The organism is Candidatus Chordibacter forsetii, assembly GCF_964187505.1.
Classification (GTDB): domain Bacteria; phylum Verrucomicrobiota; class Verrucomicrobiia; order Opitutales; family Seribacteraceae; genus Chordibacter; species Chordibacter forsetii.
The window spans coordinates 1-16,773 of record NZ_CAXLML010000217.1; the positions used below are offsets into that span (position 1 = coordinate 1).

The following is a 16,773-nucleotide window of genomic DNA, read 5'->3' on the forward strand; positions in this document are numbered from 1 at the left end:
CAGGAAGTTTGATGTTGGGCTACATGCCCTCACCAATTACCCCTCGCCTTCTTCGGGAAAATCTTCTCCTTTGCTTAAGCTTTGCCGACAATTACGCATTCCCATTGATGAATTAAAACTTCTCCCACAAAGCCATTCCCGTATCACCTTTGGCGAGCAGTCCCTTCGATTCAATAATGACTTTCAATATTTCCTTAGCCAAGTGGAGGAAGCTTTTCCATCTTCCATGGACGCTTTTTTGAAGCTCCTAAAAATGATGGAGCAATTCCCCGCCTATTCTGTCGATGCGGAAGAGCTTTCCACCCGCTCGATCCTTAGAGACTCAGGCATCGATCCATTGCTTGGAGAAATGCTGCTCTGTCCGACCTGTTACTATGGATCTGCACGGCCAGACGATATTGATTTCCCTACCTTTATCATGTTGTTCGATGCCATCTTTAAACAAGGTTTATCCAGGCCTGAGGATGGTATCCGAGCAATTCTCAATCCCCTCACAGCTAAGCTCAAGGAATTGGGGGTAGATCGAAGAATGAACAGCGCTGTTCGCTCAATCCAAACCAAGGGAGATAAAGCGAAGGAAGTTATTTTAGAGTCGGGTGAAACGATAAAGGCGGAAAAAATAATTTCAACCTGTGGTATTCGTGAGACTGAATCTTTGCTGCAAGAAAATTGTATCGAACCAAATGAAGCCCAAACTGGACAGTTTAGCATCATTGAATCGATACGAGTGTTTAAGGGACACCCAAAAGATTTGAGCTGGGACGAAACCGTAATCTTTTTCAACCGTTCAAACCGTTTTGTATATGATTGCCCTAAAGGTTTAGTGGATTTGGAATCAGGAGTAATTTGCATGCCAGACAATTACGGAACGAACCATCAGACCGAAGAATCCAAACTGCGTGTCACCCACCCGGCAAATTTTCACCGATGGTCTCAATTATCCGAGGCTCAATACTTGAAGGAAAAAAACTATTGGGAAAAAACTATGCTTGATAATGCCCTGAGTTACTTACCAGGTGGCCTTGAAAAGCGAGAACTACTACACCAACGCACCGAACTACTGGATACATTTACCCCCAAAACAATCAAGCGGTTCACCAGTCATATAAACGGTACCCTTTATGGATCTCCGACCAAGAAAAGGGATGGATCGACCAAGTACAAAAACCTATACCTCGCAGGGACAGACCAAGGCTATGTTGGAATTGTCGGTGCTATGTTAGGAGGAATTGCCGTGGCCAATAACCAAATCCTTCGAGCTGGTTAAGACTGTATTCTTTTCAGCTTATGCGGCTTGGGCAATTAAGCCCTCCTGCACTTCAGCTAAGACCAAGTAGGCAAGGTAATAAGACTGAGCAAGTTGTGGTTTATGGGGTAAAACAAACTCCCCTGTTTCCAATTCTTCATCGCTAAAAGCTTCCAAGTTGGCTTTACGAATAAATAAACGAATTTCCGTTAGCGCTCGCAAAACTAGTTCCATATCCTCGTCGGGAATCTCGACATAGCCATGAGCAAATTTTGCATCGTTCAACAGACGGGCAAGCCTTTGACGGTCCTGGGCAAGGTCCTCTCGTAAACTTTTGGCCCATGTATCCATTAATTCTTGATCAGATTCTTCCGGATAGGGGAAAACTGGTTCTGCCGTTTTGCCACATTCTGAAAAAGATTTGATAATCAAAGGAACCACCGCCCGGGTAATTCTTGAATCGATTTGCAAACGAAATTCAATCATCCCGTTCCAACAAGGTTTGCAGGCGCCAATGTTGTAATTGATACGCATAATTTTCTGCTCTTTCCCGATTACCAGACCAAACAACAGAACGACCGTTTTCGTGGACTTCGCGCATGTGTCTGGTTGCCTTATTCTCATCAAAACCCAAAACCTTGCGAAAAACCATCACCACATAATTCATCAGGTTTACGGGATCATTAAGGACAATCACACGCCAAGGTAAGTCCAAAGAAGTATCTTCTTTAGTTTCAGTTTTAATTATGGTTTCTAAGGTCATAAAAGTAAAAACCTATATCCTATTCGAAAAACTCGGAGAAACGAGAGGATTTTTAAACTTTACGAGCTTGCCTGTTTCCTGAAAGCAGTTTTCCTAAAAGGATGCTTAAAATACCATCCTTTATCCTCGGAGGAATCCTTATCTTAACTGGTCTTATCAGTTACATTGTTCAAGACCCAAGCCTATCCATTAAACTGACAGGTCCTTGGGCCAGCGACGCCGAGTTTGTTCTTTCAGACGGTAATCAGAGCGTAATGCTAGACTTCATGCCATGTGATGATTCTGCAGGAGAAAATGTGTGGTGGATAGTTCATAAGTTGAACGAAAGTCACGCCAAAGATATTAATCAAAAGAATTACGCCCGCAAAGCAGGTCGAATGGAGGGTAAAGAAGAGTCTTTTTGGTATGCCAGTTCATCTGGAGATACTCGTCGTGGTCTTCTTCAGGAGTCCGAAAATTACAGCAATGCGGGCACGGAAAATTATGAACCAATCGATTGGCCCAAAATTGATGTGGATAAGGCAAAGATTCGCTTTATTTATAACAATATGGGTGACTCCGAAGGTCCTGTTACCCTGAGCTCCAACAACTGGGAAAATGTACTCAATGCTCCTGAAAATAATAAATCTCTTGAATTCGGTAAGAGTTGGACAGCTTTTATCCCAGGTATTATCGGTTTGATTTTAATTCTCTTGGCAGTGGCTGCCGATAAGGCACCCAATGCCAAAAAACATATCATGCATGTTGCCGTGCTCATTGCTTTGCTAGGTTTTCTGTCCATAGCCAAAATGGTAGTAGGCGCTTTTGCTGAAATGAGTTGGTGGCGAAGCGAGCCATACCTTATTTATGAAGCATCGAGCTTAAAGCCTACCAGTATGCTTCTTTCTGCGGGTCTTTTGCTCATTTATGTAGTTTTATGCGTTGTGTCATTCATCTCTGCACGTAAAGAAATGGCCGCCCAAGCGGCTCGGGATAATGCCAAAAAAGCCGCAGTGTTGAAAAAGGCTTCCAATCGTAAGTCTATAGATGATGAGGTTAAGCCTAAGGAAGGAAAGTCCTCCGGTTCCAAAGAGTCCCCTATAGCTACCGAAGCCAAAAAGGATAAAACTACACCCCAAAAGGATGTAGATACTAAAGCTGCCTCTAGCTCAGAAACTAAGCTTTCTGACAGCTCGCCTAACGAGTCTAGCCAATCTTCGAAAGCATCCTCATCAGCCGAGCCCGCCAAACCTTCTAAAAAACCCTCCACTGAGGATAAGAAAGGTCAATCTCCAGCCTCTCCCACTGAAAAGACAGAACCAACGAAGAAAGTGGCCGAGGAACCTAAGAGTCCCCCAGTGAAAAAGGAAGATGCTGATAAGCCTACAAGTTCCCCGGACAAAGATTCGCAGGATTCATAATCCTAAATTGTCTGCCCTGGCTCCAAACGGGAGATAAGGAAAAATGATTGCTCGTTTTATTGGTTAGTTTTCGCTCGATGCCCCTGTATTCTTGCCCTTTTCGATAAAGTTGTTGTCAGCAAATTCACCAATTTAAAATTAGTAGTTTCCTGATTTGACAATTCCTCGTTGATTGAAGATTTGTTTGCGTACAATTTTGTACGCACGATGGTAGGTTCTCAGTTGCTTACTTTTCCCCGCTACCTTCCTTGCCGAGCAAGTAGTAGCTTAATTGATAAAAGTGCAGATATATTCGCATGTACCATCGTTCACTTCAATGGTGAACCCACTATTTGCCGGAACATCAAATGATTGATTCTCTTCGTAGGAAATCGAACCGTCCTTGCCATCTAAGGTTACCTTGCAGTGACCCGCAATGATCTCCATTTTCTCGGCAAGTTCGGTATTGAAATGATATCTTCCCGGGTAAATGAGTCCCAGCGTTTTCTTTGCACCACCTTCGATAACAATCGAGTGACTGACTACTTTTCCATCAAAGTAGATGTTCGCCTTGGCCTGAACGGTTACATTTTGAAAATTTATTTTACTCATAAAATTTGGAGTTTAATTAATATCTTAAACTATCCAAGTATTCCTTTAGCCATAAGTTCCTCGCCATATGAATTAGGGTTTTCTTCCCAAACGGATTCAGTTTCCTTGACCTCACTTATCCATGATGTCTTAGCCTCCATAGTTAATACAAAAAACTCTTTTCTACCTTTCCATCAAACTCTACACCCACGACTCAGGTTGTAGATCAACGAACAGTCCGCTTTTAAAATACTTCTCTCATGTGTTGCCAAGAGTGGTACCAAAATAACCATGAAGTTGTGGGCATTTGTGAAGTCTTGTGAAGCAAACAAAAAGAGCCCCTCATACTCGAGAGTCTATAATATATAACAGCTTTTCGCTTAATTAAAGTGGCACACCCGGAGAGAGTCGAACTCCCAACCTCCTGATCCGTAGTCAGGCGCTCTATCCAATTGAGCTACGGGTGCAAATTGCCAAAGATATTAAGATACCCGACCTATCGTGTGGAGCAAGCGAATTTAGGTATCAACCGGGAAAAAAAACAGATTAATTAAAGTTACGAAAAATAAGTGAGGCGTTGTGCCCTCCAAAACCAGAATTGTTACTCATCGCCACATTCACTGTCGCATCGCGTGCTTCATTGGGTACATAGTCCAAGTCGCAGTCTGGATCGGGTTCTTCGTAATTAATAGTGGGAGGAATCACGCCCTCCTCGATTGCCTTGCAACAGGCTGCTGCCTCAATGGCACCGGCTGCTCCAAGTAGATGCCCGGTCATGGATTTTGTGGAACTAACCATCAATCCATTCTTGGCGTAATCGGAGTAAACATTCTTTAAAGCAGTGGTCTCTGATCGGTCGTTGTATGGTGTGGATGTACCGTGTGCATTCACATAATTTACTGAGTTCCTTTCCAATTTCGCCTGATCAAGGGCCAAGTTCATACATTCTGTAAGAGACTCACTGGAAGTATCCGGGGTGGTTACATGGAAGGCATCGCAGGTTGCGGCATAGCCAATAAGTTCTGCATAGATGCGGGCACCACGCTTTTGTGCATTCTCTAAAGTTTCAAGAACCAGAACTCCAGAACCCTCTCCCATCACAAAACCATCCCGGTTTTTATCGAAGGGACGAGATGCACGGCTTGGGTCATCGTTAAATTTGGTACTCATTGCCTTCATCGATGAAAAACCGGCAAAACCGATTCGGGTAACCGCAGCTTCGCTACCACCGGCAAAAATAACATCAGCTGCTCCCCGGCGAATCATTTCAAAAGCCTCACCAATCGCATGAGATCCAGATGCACAAGCACTGACCACCGAAAAATTCGGTCCTTTGGCTCCTAGATCAATCGCAATAATTCCACCGGCAATGTTGGCAATTAAAGAAGGAATCATGAACGGAGAAACCCGGCGAGGTCCCCGCTCAATCAAGGTTGTCATTTGTTTCTCGATAGTATCCATTCCACCGATTCCTGAACCCACAAGTACGCCAGTGCGTTTGGGCACCAATTGCTCACGAGTTAGGTTGGCATCTTTAAGTGCACCATGTGTTGCGGCAAGTGCAAGTTGAGCGTAACGGTCATTCCTTCTTGCTTCTTTGGGATCCATGAAATCTTCAGGATTAAAATCCTTGATTTCGGAAGCAACCTTGCTGGCAATATCAGAACAGTCGAAACTCGTTGGTGTGGTGATTCCAGACTTTCCTGCCTTCAGGCTGGTCCAGTAACTGTTTATATCGTTACCGATGGAGGAAACTACCCCCATTCCTGTTATAACTACACGGGTCATGTGGAAAAAAAGATTAATAAAGTCGGCTCGAGATAACCGAACTTCATCATAAAGTTAAAGGAATATTAGGAAGAAAGATTTTTCTCAACATATTCGATAACTGATCCCACGGTCTGAAGCTTTTCGGCATCATCCTCAGGTATCTCGTTACCAAATTCTTCTTCCAAAGCCATGACCAATTCGACTTGGTCAAGTGAGTCGGCTCCAAGGTCATCAATAAAACTGGCCTCCGGAGTAACTTGCTCTTCGCTGACGTTGAGCTGGCTAACAATGATTTTCTTTACGCGATCGGCGCTTTTGTCGGACATAATGAATTAAGTTTGGTTAGTTATTAATAGAAAGTTTTTCCTCACATCACCATCCCGCCGTCAACCGTAAAAACTTGTCCGGTGATGTAGGAGGCTTTGTCAGAACATAAAAAAGCTGCCATTTCGGCGATATCGGAAACCTTGCCGAATCGTTTAAGAGGAATGGTAGCTAAAGCACCTTCCTTCACGCGTTCGTCCAATTCAGAAGTCATATCAGTATCAATAAACCCGGGAGCGATTGCATTTACCGTTACCGAACGGGCGGCAAATTCACGAGCTAGGCTTTTCGTCAAACCGACCATACCTGCCTTGGCTGCTGAGTAGTTGGCCTGTCCCGCGTTGCCAGTCAAACCGACCACCGATGCAACATTTACAATACGTCCCCAGCGTTTCCGAGTCATCGGACGTCCGAGGGCTTTAATCCAATGGAAACAGCTGGATAAATTGGTATTAACTACTGAGTTCCAGTCATCCTCTTCCATACGAAAGAGCAAATTATCGCGGGTAATCCCTGCGTTATTTACCAAAACCTCGACATGTCCATGTTCCTCAAGAAGTTTTTCACTAGCTTGGCGGATTTGCTCGCCTGAAGATACATCCACGGCTAATGCATCAGCCAGTCCGCCTGATTCCCTGATTGATTCCGCTGCTGCACCACAGGAGGCTTCTGACTTACTTACGCAAATGACTCTCATCCCGTCGCGGGCCAATGCCTCGGCAATTCCGCGACCGATTCCCCGACCTGCACCGGTAACAACCGCAACCTTGATTCTATCTGTTTCTTCGTTCATGAAAAATATTCAGGTTCCCATCCCTGTTATTGACTGTTTCCGATAAATGATGGATTCGTAGTGATTAGGCAACATCAAGTTTTGCATATGTCCAAGAATACAAACCAATCTTCCAAGACCACACCTCCTCTTCCAAAGCTTCAAAAGTTTCTTGCCGATTCTGGTATTTGCTCGCGACGGGCGGGGGAACAACTGATTAAAGACGGCCAAGTTTCCATAAATGGAGAGTTGGCCAAAGTGGGTGAACGGGTAAATCCTGAACGCGATGTTGTAAAAGTGGGTCAGAAAAGAATTCAGGCAAAATTCATCAAGCCAACCATTTTTATGGTCAACAAGCCCAAGGGGTTTACCTGCTCGAATGACGACCCCCATGCCGAACGCCTAATTTTTGAACTGCTTGAAACTCGGCACCGCAACATCCGCTTGTTTTGTGCGGGGCGATTGGATTTAGATAGCGAAGGATTGGTTATCTTAACCAATGATGGTAAACTAGCTCATCGGCTTACCCACCCATCCCAAAAAGTCCAAAAGAAATATAAAGTCGAAATTAACCAGCCTCTCGAAAAGGATGCCTTTCAAGCCATGCTTGCAGGATTTGAGGATGATGGAGATTTTTTACAGCTCGACGAAATCCGTGCCAAAGCAGGAAACCCTGTAGGCTCGACCAAACTAGAAATTACAATGGGGCACGGCAAGAAACGCGAAATTAGAAGGTGCATGGGCCGTTATCGCTATAAAGTAAAAAAATTACGGCGAACCAGCATCGGAGGCTTGAGGCTTGGTAAGTTACCTCTTGGGACTTACAGAGATTTAAAAGATTCAGAAATTGATTTGCTCTTTCCCAAGCAAATTTCCTAAATTCAAAACCATGGGATTTTTTAATTTATACATCACCAAATTCATCGGGGGAATGGCGGTTTCCCTGCTCTCTTTTTCTTCTGCATTTGGACAACCCGCTCAAGGGGATTCCCCCAGCCTAGGTAAGGCTTTCAATGCTGGTGCGCCTGAGGTTGAGCCCGTGGTAGTAGGAAGAGAAAAGTGGAATGCGAAACCGATTCAAGAATCCGTTGACAGCTCGAGTGGACCCGCTCAGCAAACTGAATCATCAAGCAATTCAAATGATTCCGGGAGTTCAAAAATTGACGAACTTGATCCCTTGGAGACCGAACAGGTTAAACCCGACCCGAGCACCCTTCCCCTGGATCCCCCCAAAAACAAACCAGCTACACGGATTGTTCGAAATTTTGAAGGCACTCTTGTTTTTAAACCTCGTAAACTTGGCTTTGCTTACGACTTTCCTTACCAGTTGGAAAACTCAAAGGGTAAAAGACTGGCATTTATTGATGTTGATCAATTAAAAGCCGTCGACCCCCAGCAATTTACTGACCAGCAGATCAATGTGCTCGGCATGCTAGAACCGATTGAGGCAGGGTCTGACAAATTGGTCATACGGGCACGAGTGCTGCGTCTCTCGAATTGATCCAACCTGCTAGACCTTTCACGAATTTTACCGGGTCATGGAATTGATCGACGGCAACCATATTGCCCAGGAAGTCTTGGATGAATTAAAAGGCAAAGTTTCTGCCTTTGAATGTGGGAAGCCCTGCGTTACCTTTGTGCGTGTAGGGGATGACCCAGCGTCCATTTCTTATGTTAGAAAAAAGGAGAAAACGGCAGCTTCCTTAGGCATAGATGCTAGGTTACTCGTATTCCCCTCCACCATATCTGAAAATCAATTGCTTGAGGAAATTGATCGTTTAAACGGGGATATTTCTGTACACGGCATCTTGGTGCAAGCCCCCCTGCCCCCTCACATTAATGATGTTCAAATATTCAACCGGGTATCCCCCGCCAAGGATGTGGATGGATTTAATGCAGTAAACCTGGGAAAACTTTGCCAGGAACAACCCGATGCTTTCCGATCCTGTACACCCGCTGGAATTATTGAACTAATCAAGCGTACAGGCATTGAAACAGCTGGTAAACGGGTGGTTGTATTGGGTCGCAGTTTAATTGTGGGAAAACCGATTGGTATGTTGCTGCTTAACCGTTCGATACCTGGCAATGCAACGGTCACTTTTTGCCATTCCAGAACACACAATCTGCCAGCCCTTACCCGGGAGGCGGATCTACTTATCGCTGCAATAGGAAAGCCACACTTTGTAACTTCAGATATGATCAAGCCTGGATGTGCCGTAATTGATGTGGGAATCAATCGAGTACCTGATAGCTCCCGTAAATCCGGTTACCGGTTGGTGGGAGATGTTGATTTTGAACAAGTGGCCCCCAAAACCTCTCATATTACTCCTGTACCTGGAGGGGTTGGCCCGATGACCGTCGCCATGCTCATGGCTAATACGGTCCAAGCCTTTGAACAAAGCTTGAAGCAGCCTTAATGAACGAATCCCCCACCCGCACCCTCAATGACGAGGAACAAGAGACAATTCAATCCGCCAATCTCGAGCCAGCTCCATTGCTCAAACGAACGATCGCTTTTGCGATGGATTTTGTTTTGATCATCCTGCTTCTTCAATTAATGGCTCATTTTCTACCCAATTTCTGGGACAACAATACTCAGGATGAATTTAAAAGCCTGCTCCAACAAGCCACTCTACTTGCCCAGGAAAATCAGATGGATTCAGAAGAAATGTCTCGATTCATTGATCAATCCGGACTTTCTCCTGAAACTTATGAGATGCTCATGGCCATGGTTGTATGGGCCTGCTTTTTGCCCATCTTATATTTTTTTATCGGAGAGCGCTTCTTTTTTGGGAAAAGCCTGGGCAAAGCAACCTTTGGCTTGCGCACGGTAAGAATGGATGGAACAGACCTCTCACCTTCTCCTTTTAGGCAATTCTTTCGGGCCGCAGGCAAAGGATTAAGTGCACTCACTCTCATTACCCCATTCCTTCTTCCCGGATTAATGAATTTTCTTTTTTGCTTTCTCAACCGACAACGGCGTTGCCTGCACGACATGATTGGTGGGACGATTACCATTCAAGAAATCAACAAAAAGGAGGTGTCGTAGTGAGCCAGTCTCTTGGCTTTATTGGAGCGGGCAAAATGGTATCCGCCATCGTACATAGTTTATTGCGTACCAATTCCTTTGCCCCCGAGCAAATTTCCTGCTGTTCGGCAAATGATGGAACCTCAGAAAAACTCTCCAATGACACTGGAATTTCCCGTTTTGACTCAGTCGAGGAAATGTTAGCAAGTTCCCCCTCCGTACTTATTCTCGGTTGCAAGCCTCAACAAATTAACGAACTCCCCCCCTCCGTTTCAGAAAAAAGTGCTGGCTGCCTAATTCTTTCAATTATGGCAGGTATTCCCATTGCCAAACTTGCCAAGGCTTTCCCGAAGGCACGAAATGTGGTCCGTTCCATGCCTAACACTCCCGGGCAGATTGGGCACGGTGTAACTGGTTATTTGTTTGCACAGTCTCCATCCCGCCCCGACCAAAAAATGATTGAACAAATTCTGTCATCTCTTGGAAAAGCGTACAAACTCAGTGAAGAGGCGGACTTAGACCGAATTACTGCCATAAGCGGAAGCGGCCCGGCATATGTTTTTGAATTCACCTGTGCCCTGGAGGAGGCGGCCAGAGCAATTGGACTATCCGGAAAGCTTGCCAAAGAACTTGCCCTGCGCACGGTTACTGGAGCTGCCAGGCTCATGGAATCTTCCGATTTAGCACCCAAGGAATTGCGCGACCAGGTAACTTCTCCCAATGGGACCACCCAGGCAGCACTGGAAAGTTTTTCAGCTGACGAATTAAGAACCATTGTTCGTCATGCCGTGGAAGCTGCCCGGGCACGCTCGGTGGAACTTTCTCATGAGTAACCTTGCCCGTGGCACCATCGTGGTCACCGGGGGTGCCGGTCTTATTGGTAGTGCAATTATTTGGGGATTAAATAATCGAAACATAGAAAACCTATGGTTGGTCGACTGGGCAGAACCGAACAATTTGAAGGAGCGCAACCTCAAGGATCTTTCCTATTCCCGCCGGCTCACACCTGAAGATTTCCGCAAAATGATTGCGGACAAAAGCGGAGAACTCTCTGAAATCTCCACGATTTTCCACCTCGGTGCCTGTTCAAGCACCACCGAGACCAACGAGGCATATTTAAACGACAATAACCTCGGCTACACCAAAGAACTTTGCGAATGGTCACTCGGAAATGGTGTTCGTTTTGTTTACGCCTCCTCGGCATCGACTTATGGAGATGGTTCCTTGGGTATGGATGATCAGGATTTGGATTTAAAAAAGTTCACCCCTTTGAACTTGTATGGTTGGTCGAAGCACAAATTTGATCTGCTTGCCCAGGAGAATGGTTGGCTCGATCAAATTGTGGGACTCAAATATTTTAATGTCTATGGGCCAAATGAAGAGCACAAGGGAGGAATGCGCTCCGTAGTGAGTAAAGCCTACGAACAAATTGCGAGCACCGAAGAGATGACCCTATTTAAGAGCCATCATCCAAATTACCGGGATGGCGAGCAAATGCGTGATTTTCTCTATGTCAAGGATGCTGTATTGATGTCCTTGTGGTTAGGAGAAAAACCCGATGCGAACGGACTATTTAACCTCGGAAGTGGAAAAGCACGAACCTGGCTTGATCTGGGACGGGCAATCTTTTCCGCCCTAGGTATGGAACCGAATATTCGTTTTGTCGAAATGCCAGAAGTCCTCCGTGATAAGTACCAATATTTTACTGAGGCTAAAATTGAAAAGCTTCGTGAGGTAGGCTATGGCAATGAATTATTCTCACTCGAGGAAGCGGTTCACGATTATGTTGTGCAATACCTCAAACCTGACCATCGACTTGGTGCCTGATTACATATTAGGCCTACGATATTTTTGCTTCTGATATCCGATCAATACAGGGAGTCGGACTGACCCGATTTTTTTTCTTTGACGGGACCTAAAAATTAGAGAGAAACAACCTTGTGGAAGTTATGGTGGTGGACGAACGCAAAGAATTTCTTTGTGAATGGATAAATCAATCCACCCCTTATGGTGGTTGCAAATTGGAACCCGCCTCGGCAGATGCCAGTTTTCGTCGTTACTTTCGTATTCACACTCCAGATGGCTCACGGGTGGTAATGGATGCCCCACCAGAATTGGAACCCTGTGCTCCCTTCGTCCAACTTGCCAAAAAGCTAAAAGATTCTGGAATCCAGGTTCCCCAAGTTTATTTTCAGGACTTGGAACAGGGATTTCTTATCCTTTCAGATTTCGGAGATTTACACTACCAGGAAGCCCTGGCAAGTGAGCGTAGGAATAATCTCTATGAGCTTGCCGTTGAAGAAATTATCAAATTTCAAAAAGGCTTGGGCGAATGGGCTACACAGCTCCCTGTTTTTGATCGTGCCTGGCAATCAAAGGAACTTGAGATCTTTAGGGAATGGTGCCTGCCTGATGTATCCAGCCAGGAGTTCGAAAAATATACCAAACCTCTGACTGATGGGGTCGATACGATTCCCAAATCCTTCATGCACCGGGACTTTCATTGCCGTAATCTATTGGTCACCGATGATGGAACTCCCGGAATTATTGATTTCCAAGGGGCTATGCTTGGGCCAATTACTTACGATTTGGTATCCTTACTGCGCGATTGCTATGTCGATAACTCCGAGGACTGGATAGTCCGGCAGGTCAGGAGTTTCCGTACCCAACTTGTTCAGTGTGGCTTGATCGGACCGGAAATCGATGAGGGCACTATAAACAAATGGTTTGATTGGGCGGGTTTACAAAGACACTTGAAATGTGTTGGTATTTTTCATCGCCTAAAAATCCGTGATGGAAAACCAGAATACTTAGCGGATGTTCCCCGTGTACTTGGCTATGTAAAACAGGTCCTTAAGAACTACCCGGAGCTTTGCGATCTCCAATCCTTGGTGGAACAGGCATCCCTACTTTCTCCCGACTCCTAAAAACCGGTGAAGGCAATAGTATTAGCTGCAGGCTATGGCAATCGCCTGCGCCCCCTAACTGACCATACACCCAAACCACTTGTGCCTGTAGGTGGAAAGCCATTAATCGTCCATCACCTTGAAAAATTGGCCGCAGCGGGATTTAGCGAAGTGGTGATCAATCTCGGACACTTAGGCACTAAAATTCCTGAAGCCTTGGGCAACGGCTCAACCTGGGGGCTTTCAATCTCTTATTCTGATGAAGGCCCGGAACCCCTTGAAACCGGGGGCGGATTGGCCAAGGCCCTGCCCTTGTTAGGAAACGAAACCTTTTTGGTGGTTAATGGCGATGTCTGGTGCGATCTGGATTTTTCCACTATTCCTCATGCCTTACCCCAAGATGATCAGGCAATGCTCTTCCTCGTGCCCAAGCCTGACTGGCGGGAACGGGGAGATTTCTCTCTTTCCCAAGACCGTGTAATTGAACATCAGTCTCCAGAATACCTCTATGCCGGTATCGCTCTCTACCATCCGAGCATTCTTGACGGTGCAACGGTTGAAAAATTTTCCATTGTTCCGCGCCTCAAACAAGCAATATCCAGCAACCTGGTAGGTGGACGGCTACATCGAGGAGAATGGGATGATGTGGGCACTCCGGAACGACTGGGGTCTCTCCACGCCCAGTACGGGGCTTAAAAAGGCTTCACAGATTTCCCCGGTACCATGCGGTCGCGCATCGAAGGAGCATCAGCTGGGCCATGTGCACTGACAACATAGGCAACCAAATCACGCAAAGTGCTATCAGTTATTCCTGTTGATGCAGCCGCCATCACCCTTCCGGACTCATCCAACGGGTGGTACCCCCGGTCGCCTGAACGGAACTTGCGCATCTGTTCGAGAAAGTACCAGCCTTCCAAACGGTTGAGAGCGGGTCCGGCAAGCAAACGGTTTCCTTCCGCCTGCTCGCCATGGCATGATGCACAACGAGCGGTGTAAAAAAGTTTACCACGATCCAAGTCTCCCACCACCGTACGAACCGCGGGTTTGGGTTCCTGCCGTGCAAACCAGTCGGCCAAATAAGCAGATTCCAAGTCATTCTTTACTTTCTTAATTCCTATGCCCATTAAGTGCTCAGAACGATTATCGGGGTTCTGTCCGCGTATGCCTGAACGGAATTTTTGCAACTGGTCATAGAGGTACCCATATTCCATTCCGTCCAGAATGGGCCCCCGTTGGGCCTCTTCCACACCATGACATACCCGACACTCGCGGACCAATCCATCCATCCGTGCAAGGGATTCCTTTTCCATCGTCTTGGTAATCCTTTTGACCTGAGGAACTTCCTTCTGACAGCCAGTGAAGCCAGCACCAAGGAACCAAAGGAGTAATCCTCCAAGTGTATGCCTGCAAATATGTGAACACTTCACAAACCCATCCTATGTTTACGGACCTCTATGCTCAAGCGACAAAGCTTTACCCTAAGCCATCCATGCTTAGAATAGGAATATTTTAATGAGCAGTGCAATTTCATTTAATCAGGTAAGCAAGACCTTCCCCCCGAATGTTCATGCCCTACAATCAATCAACCTTGAGGTTGCCGAGGGCGAATTCCTTGTGGTGGTTGGTCCGTCAGGTTGTGGGAAAAGTACATTGCTTCGCTTAGTTGCCGGATTGGAAAACCAGACCCATGGATCGATTGATATATTTGGAAAAGATTCCGGGCAACTCGCACCTCAGGAGCGGGACCTTGGCATGGTCTTTCAAAACTATGCCCTCTTTCCCCACCTCTCTGTATTTGACAATATGGCATACGGTTTGAAGGTCCGTCGGGAATCAGCCCCTGAAATCCGGAAAAAAGTGGAAGGGATCGCCCAAAAGTTGGAAATCCTGGAATTCCTCAAACGCAAACCTAGTCAATTAAGTGGCGGACAACGCCAACGGGTTGCACTTGGACGCCTTCTTGCCCGCGATCCAAAAATTCATTTATTTGATGAACCCCTGGGTAATCTTGATCCTCAATTCCGTGCAGGCATGCGCTCAGAACTTGCTCGCTTGCACCAAGAAAGGCCAAGGACCACAATTTATGTTACTCATGATCAAGCCGAGGCTATGACCTTAGGTCAAAGAATCTGTGTATTGCGCAAGGGAGAGGTTTTACAGGTGGGCACACCAGAGGAAATTTATGATCTTCCCGCCCATCGGTTTGTGGCTGAATTCTTCGGCTCTCCGGGAGTGAATTGTATTGATGGAAAAATCGACAAAAAAGAGGGAAGTCCGCCGAAATTCAGGTCAGGTTCCATCCAATTTCCACTCCCTAATCATGATATGCCCACAGGGTCGATCACGCTGGGAATACGTCCGGAAAACTGGACCCTTTCAGCTCCAGAAAACGGAGCTATAACTGGGGTGATTGAAAGAGTCGAAAACCTGGGAGATCATCGATTGATTGGAGTATTAATTGACGACCTTAATATTTTCATAAAAACCACGAGGTCAGATATTAAAGAAAAAGATACTGTGAGTATATCTCCCCAGTGGGAACAGGCTCACTGGTTCGAACGCTATACCGGTAAAAGGATCTAAATTCTTCAGGAAACCACCCAGTCTGCCAAGGCCGTGCGTACCCGCCTAAAAAAGTAGCCAAAAAGCAAGAAAAGAGGAATCATGGCTAGTACTCCAGCCGCTAATCCCACCGCTTCGGGTGTATGGTAACTGGAATCTCCCAATTTGGCCAGGGCAAGGGGCAAGGTAAGTTGATCCGTTCCCAGGGTCAGTAAGGGCAGTAAATGTTCCTGCCAGCAAAGAAAAAAGTGGAGGATTCCATAGGTGCACAAGGCTGGAAAAATTAAGGGGAGCAGGGTGAAAAAGCAAAAAAACGGGCTTTGGCCTTCCACTTTGGCAAGATCGATCAATTCGTCGGGCACTTTTCGAAAGACTTGGGTAAAAAAGATAACCCCCAAACCGCTGGCCACACCCGAAAGCATGAGTCCATAAAGATTCCCGGTAATTTCCAACCGTGCCATCCATTCAAACAAAGCAAGGCTCATGGCTTGTTTGGGATATAAAATAATCAATAAAGCCGCCCAAAAGAGAAGGGATTTCCCCCGGAATCTTCCCTTGGCCAGAGCAAACCCAGTCGCTGCCGTAACCAGGCAGGCAAAAATCGCCTGCCCGCCCGCGAGCAAAAGGGATCGTACTAATACGGCCGTAAAATCAAATAACTCTCCAGAAAACAACAGTTTGTAAGCAAAAGGATCAAAGGATTCCGGAAGTAGTTTGCCCGGTTGGTATATCTCGCGGTTCGTTTTAAAAGAGGATAAAAACATCCAGGCAAAGGGATAAGCGGTTATCAGAAGGACCAATCCGGTGAGAATAAGTGAAAACAAACGGTTCATATTCTAATTCCCCATGCGTTTTCTTACCCGTAGTAATAACCATGCAAAACATGCAGTAGTGCCAGCCACCAGGACACAGGCAGCAGATGCCAAGGGCAGATCAAACCTACCACTTCCTCCAGGGAATGCCACTTGGTAGGCATAGGTCACAAAGAGCAGTCCAGCATCGAGCACTCCGCCCGAACCACCGAGTAAATTATACGCTCCAGAAAATGCAGCCACACCATCAACCAAAAGAAAAATACCAGAAAACAAGAGCAAATGGCGGGTGCCTGGAAAAAGAATGGTTCGCACCTTGGTCCAGGCAGAAGCCCCTTCTATCCGGGCAACTTCAAATTGCCAGTGAGGAATTGCCCGTATTCCACAGTAAAGGACCAAAGTAATCACGCCGGTCCATCTCCAAACTGCCTGTAGCACCAGGCAGGGTAAAATCCAGGAAGGGTCCATCATCCAGTTAATTGGATCAAACCCTAGGGGAATGACCAGAAATTGATTCAATGCACCGAACTTTCCGTGAAAAAATAAATAAAACAAAGTGGCCAGGCTACCAGGCAGAGCAAAACTTGGAATGAGGAGCAAAAATAAACAAATTCCCTGAA

The 16,773-nt window shown here is 46.1% G+C and carries 20 protein-coding genes and 1 tRNA gene; 11 read left to right on the forward strand and 10 right to left on the reverse strand.

Annotated elements, in window-relative coordinates:
• Positions 1-1,267 (forward strand): FAD-dependent oxidoreductase (locus ACKPQ4_RS09315; protein WP_407680909.1); only part of this gene is annotated, 1,267 nt, incomplete at its 5' end.
• 18 nt (positions 1,268-1,285) lie between these two features.
• On the opposite strand, the gene ACKPQ4_RS09320 is transcribed toward ACKPQ4_RS09315, so the two are convergent.
• Together ACKPQ4_RS09320 and ACKPQ4_RS09325 are read right to left on the reverse strand one after the other, a co-directional pair.
• A complete protein-coding gene (locus ACKPQ4_RS09320; protein ID WP_407680910.1) occupies positions 1,286-1,732 on the reverse strand; it encodes a DUF2017 family protein in 447 nt (148 codons plus the stop codon).
• Complete coding sequence (locus tag ACKPQ4_RS09325) at positions 1,725-2,009, reverse strand: ATP-dependent Clp protease adaptor ClpS (protein ID WP_407680911.1); 285 nt, start codon at positions 2,007-2,009, stop codon at positions 1,725-1,727. Before ACKPQ4_RS09325 ends, ACKPQ4_RS09320 begins: the two co-directional genes overlap by 8 nt.
• A 101-nt stretch (positions 2,010-2,110) precedes the next feature.
• Between ACKPQ4_RS09325 and ACKPQ4_RS09330 the strand changes: the two genes are divergently transcribed.
• Positions 2,111-3,409, forward strand: a complete 1,299-nt coding sequence (locus tag ACKPQ4_RS09330; RefSeq protein ID WP_407680912.1) for a hypothetical protein — start codon at positions 2,111-2,113, stop codon at positions 3,407-3,409.
• A 267-nt stretch (positions 3,410-3,676) separates the two neighbouring features.
• On the opposite strand, the gene ppnP is transcribed toward ACKPQ4_RS09330, so the two are convergent.
• The 5 genes from ppnP to fabG form a co-directional block, all read right to left on the reverse strand.
• Positions 3,677-4,000 carry a pyrimidine/purine nucleoside phosphorylase gene (ppnP, locus tag ACKPQ4_RS09335; protein WP_407680913.1) on the reverse strand — a complete coding sequence of 108 codons (324 nt, stop codon included), beginning with the start codon at positions 3,998-4,000 and terminating at the stop codon, positions 3,677-3,679.
• Positions 4,001-4,369: 369 nt separating this feature from the next.
• Positions 4,370-4,446: transfer RNA gene (locus ACKPQ4_RS09340), tRNA-Arg, on the reverse strand.
• Positions 4,447-4,525: 79 nt separating this feature from the next.
• Positions 4,526-5,767, reverse strand: a complete 1,242-nt coding sequence (gene fabF / locus ACKPQ4_RS09345) for a beta-ketoacyl-ACP synthase II (protein ID WP_407680914.1) — start codon at positions 5,765-5,767, stop codon at positions 4,526-4,528.
• Between the two features lie 65 nt (positions 5,768-5,832).
• On the reverse strand, positions 5,833-6,075 hold the full coding sequence (locus tag ACKPQ4_RS09350) for an acyl carrier protein (RefSeq protein WP_407680915.1): 243 nt from the start codon (positions 6,073-6,075) through the stop codon (positions 5,833-5,835).
• A 41-nt stretch (positions 6,076-6,116) separates the two neighbouring features.
• Positions 6,117-6,866 carry a 3-oxoacyl-[acyl-carrier-protein] reductase gene (fabG, locus tag ACKPQ4_RS09355; RefSeq protein ID WP_407680916.1) on the reverse strand — a complete coding sequence of 250 codons (750 nt, stop codon included), beginning with the start codon at positions 6,864-6,866 and terminating at the stop codon, positions 6,117-6,119.
• Positions 6,867-6,953: 87 nt separating this feature from the next.
• Here fabG and ACKPQ4_RS09360 point away from each other — a divergent pair, with 87 nt between their 5' ends.
• From ACKPQ4_RS09360 to murU, 8 genes are all read left to right on the forward strand, one after another.
• The gene (locus tag ACKPQ4_RS09360; protein WP_407680917.1) at positions 6,954-7,724 is read left to right on the forward strand and encodes a pseudouridine synthase; all 771 of its coding nucleotides are present in this window, start codon (positions 6,954-6,956) and stop codon (positions 7,722-7,724) included.
• A 10-nt stretch (positions 7,725-7,734) separates the two neighbouring features.
• Complete coding sequence (locus ACKPQ4_RS09365) at positions 7,735-8,346, forward strand: hypothetical protein (protein WP_407680918.1); 612 nt, start codon at positions 7,735-7,737, stop codon at positions 8,344-8,346.
• A 37-nt stretch (positions 8,347-8,383) separates the two neighbouring features.
• Entirely contained in the window at positions 8,384-9,262 is an 879-nt protein-coding gene (locus ACKPQ4_RS09370) for a bifunctional 5,10-methylenetetrahydrofolate dehydrogenase/5,10-methenyltetrahydrofolate cyclohydrolase (protein WP_407680919.1), read from the forward strand.
• Positions 9,262-9,894 (forward strand): RDD family protein, encoded by a 633-nt coding sequence (locus ACKPQ4_RS09375; protein WP_407680920.1) that lies wholly within the window; start codon positions 9,262-9,264, stop codon positions 9,892-9,894. Before ACKPQ4_RS09370 ends, ACKPQ4_RS09375 begins: the two co-directional genes overlap by 1 nt.
• A complete protein-coding gene (gene proC / locus ACKPQ4_RS09380; RefSeq protein WP_407680921.1) occupies positions 9,894-10,706 on the forward strand; it encodes a pyrroline-5-carboxylate reductase in 813 nt (270 codons plus the stop codon). Before ACKPQ4_RS09375 ends, proC begins: the two co-directional genes overlap by 1 nt.
• Positions 10,657-11,700 carry an ADP-glyceromanno-heptose 6-epimerase gene (rfaD, locus tag ACKPQ4_RS09385; RefSeq protein ID WP_407680922.1) on the forward strand — a complete coding sequence of 348 codons (1,044 nt, stop codon included), beginning with the start codon at positions 10,657-10,659 and terminating at the stop codon, positions 11,698-11,700. Before proC ends, rfaD begins: the two co-directional genes overlap by 50 nt.
• A gap of 122 nt (positions 11,701-11,822) precedes the next feature.
• The gene (locus ACKPQ4_RS09390; protein ID WP_407680928.1) at positions 11,823-12,800 is read left to right on the forward strand and encodes an aminoglycoside phosphotransferase family protein; all 978 of its coding nucleotides are present in this window, start codon (positions 11,823-11,825) and stop codon (positions 12,798-12,800) included.
• A gap of 6 nt (positions 12,801-12,806) precedes the next feature.
• Positions 12,807-13,475: an N-acetylmuramate alpha-1-phosphate uridylyltransferase MurU gene (murU, locus tag ACKPQ4_RS09395; protein ID WP_407680923.1), complete on the forward strand. Its 669-nt coding sequence runs from the start codon at positions 12,807-12,809 to the stop codon at positions 13,473-13,475.
• Here murU and ACKPQ4_RS09400 read toward each other — a convergent pair.
• Entirely contained in the window at positions 13,472-14,206 is a 735-nt protein-coding gene (locus ACKPQ4_RS09400) for a c-type cytochrome (RefSeq protein WP_407680924.1), read from the reverse strand. The two genes, murU and ACKPQ4_RS09400, sit on opposite strands and share 4 nt — an antisense overlap.
• A gap of 85 nt (positions 14,207-14,291) precedes the next feature.
• Between ACKPQ4_RS09400 and ACKPQ4_RS09405 the strand changes: the two genes are divergently transcribed.
• On the forward strand, positions 14,292-15,362 hold the full coding sequence (locus ACKPQ4_RS09405; RefSeq protein WP_407680925.1) for an ABC transporter ATP-binding protein: 1,071 nt from the start codon (positions 14,292-14,294) through the stop codon (positions 15,360-15,362).
• A 5-nt stretch (positions 15,363-15,367) separates the two neighbouring features.
• Here the strand turns inward: ACKPQ4_RS09405 and ACKPQ4_RS09410 are convergent, their stop codons facing one another.
• Positions 15,368-16,174: a carbohydrate ABC transporter permease gene (locus tag ACKPQ4_RS09410; protein ID WP_407680926.1), complete on the reverse strand. Its 807-nt coding sequence runs from the start codon at positions 16,172-16,174 to the stop codon at positions 15,368-15,370.
• A gap of 3 nt (positions 16,175-16,177) precedes the next feature.
• The coding region (locus tag ACKPQ4_RS09415) for a carbohydrate ABC transporter permease (RefSeq protein ID WP_407680927.1) at positions 16,178-16,773 on the reverse strand (596 nt) is incomplete at its 5' end.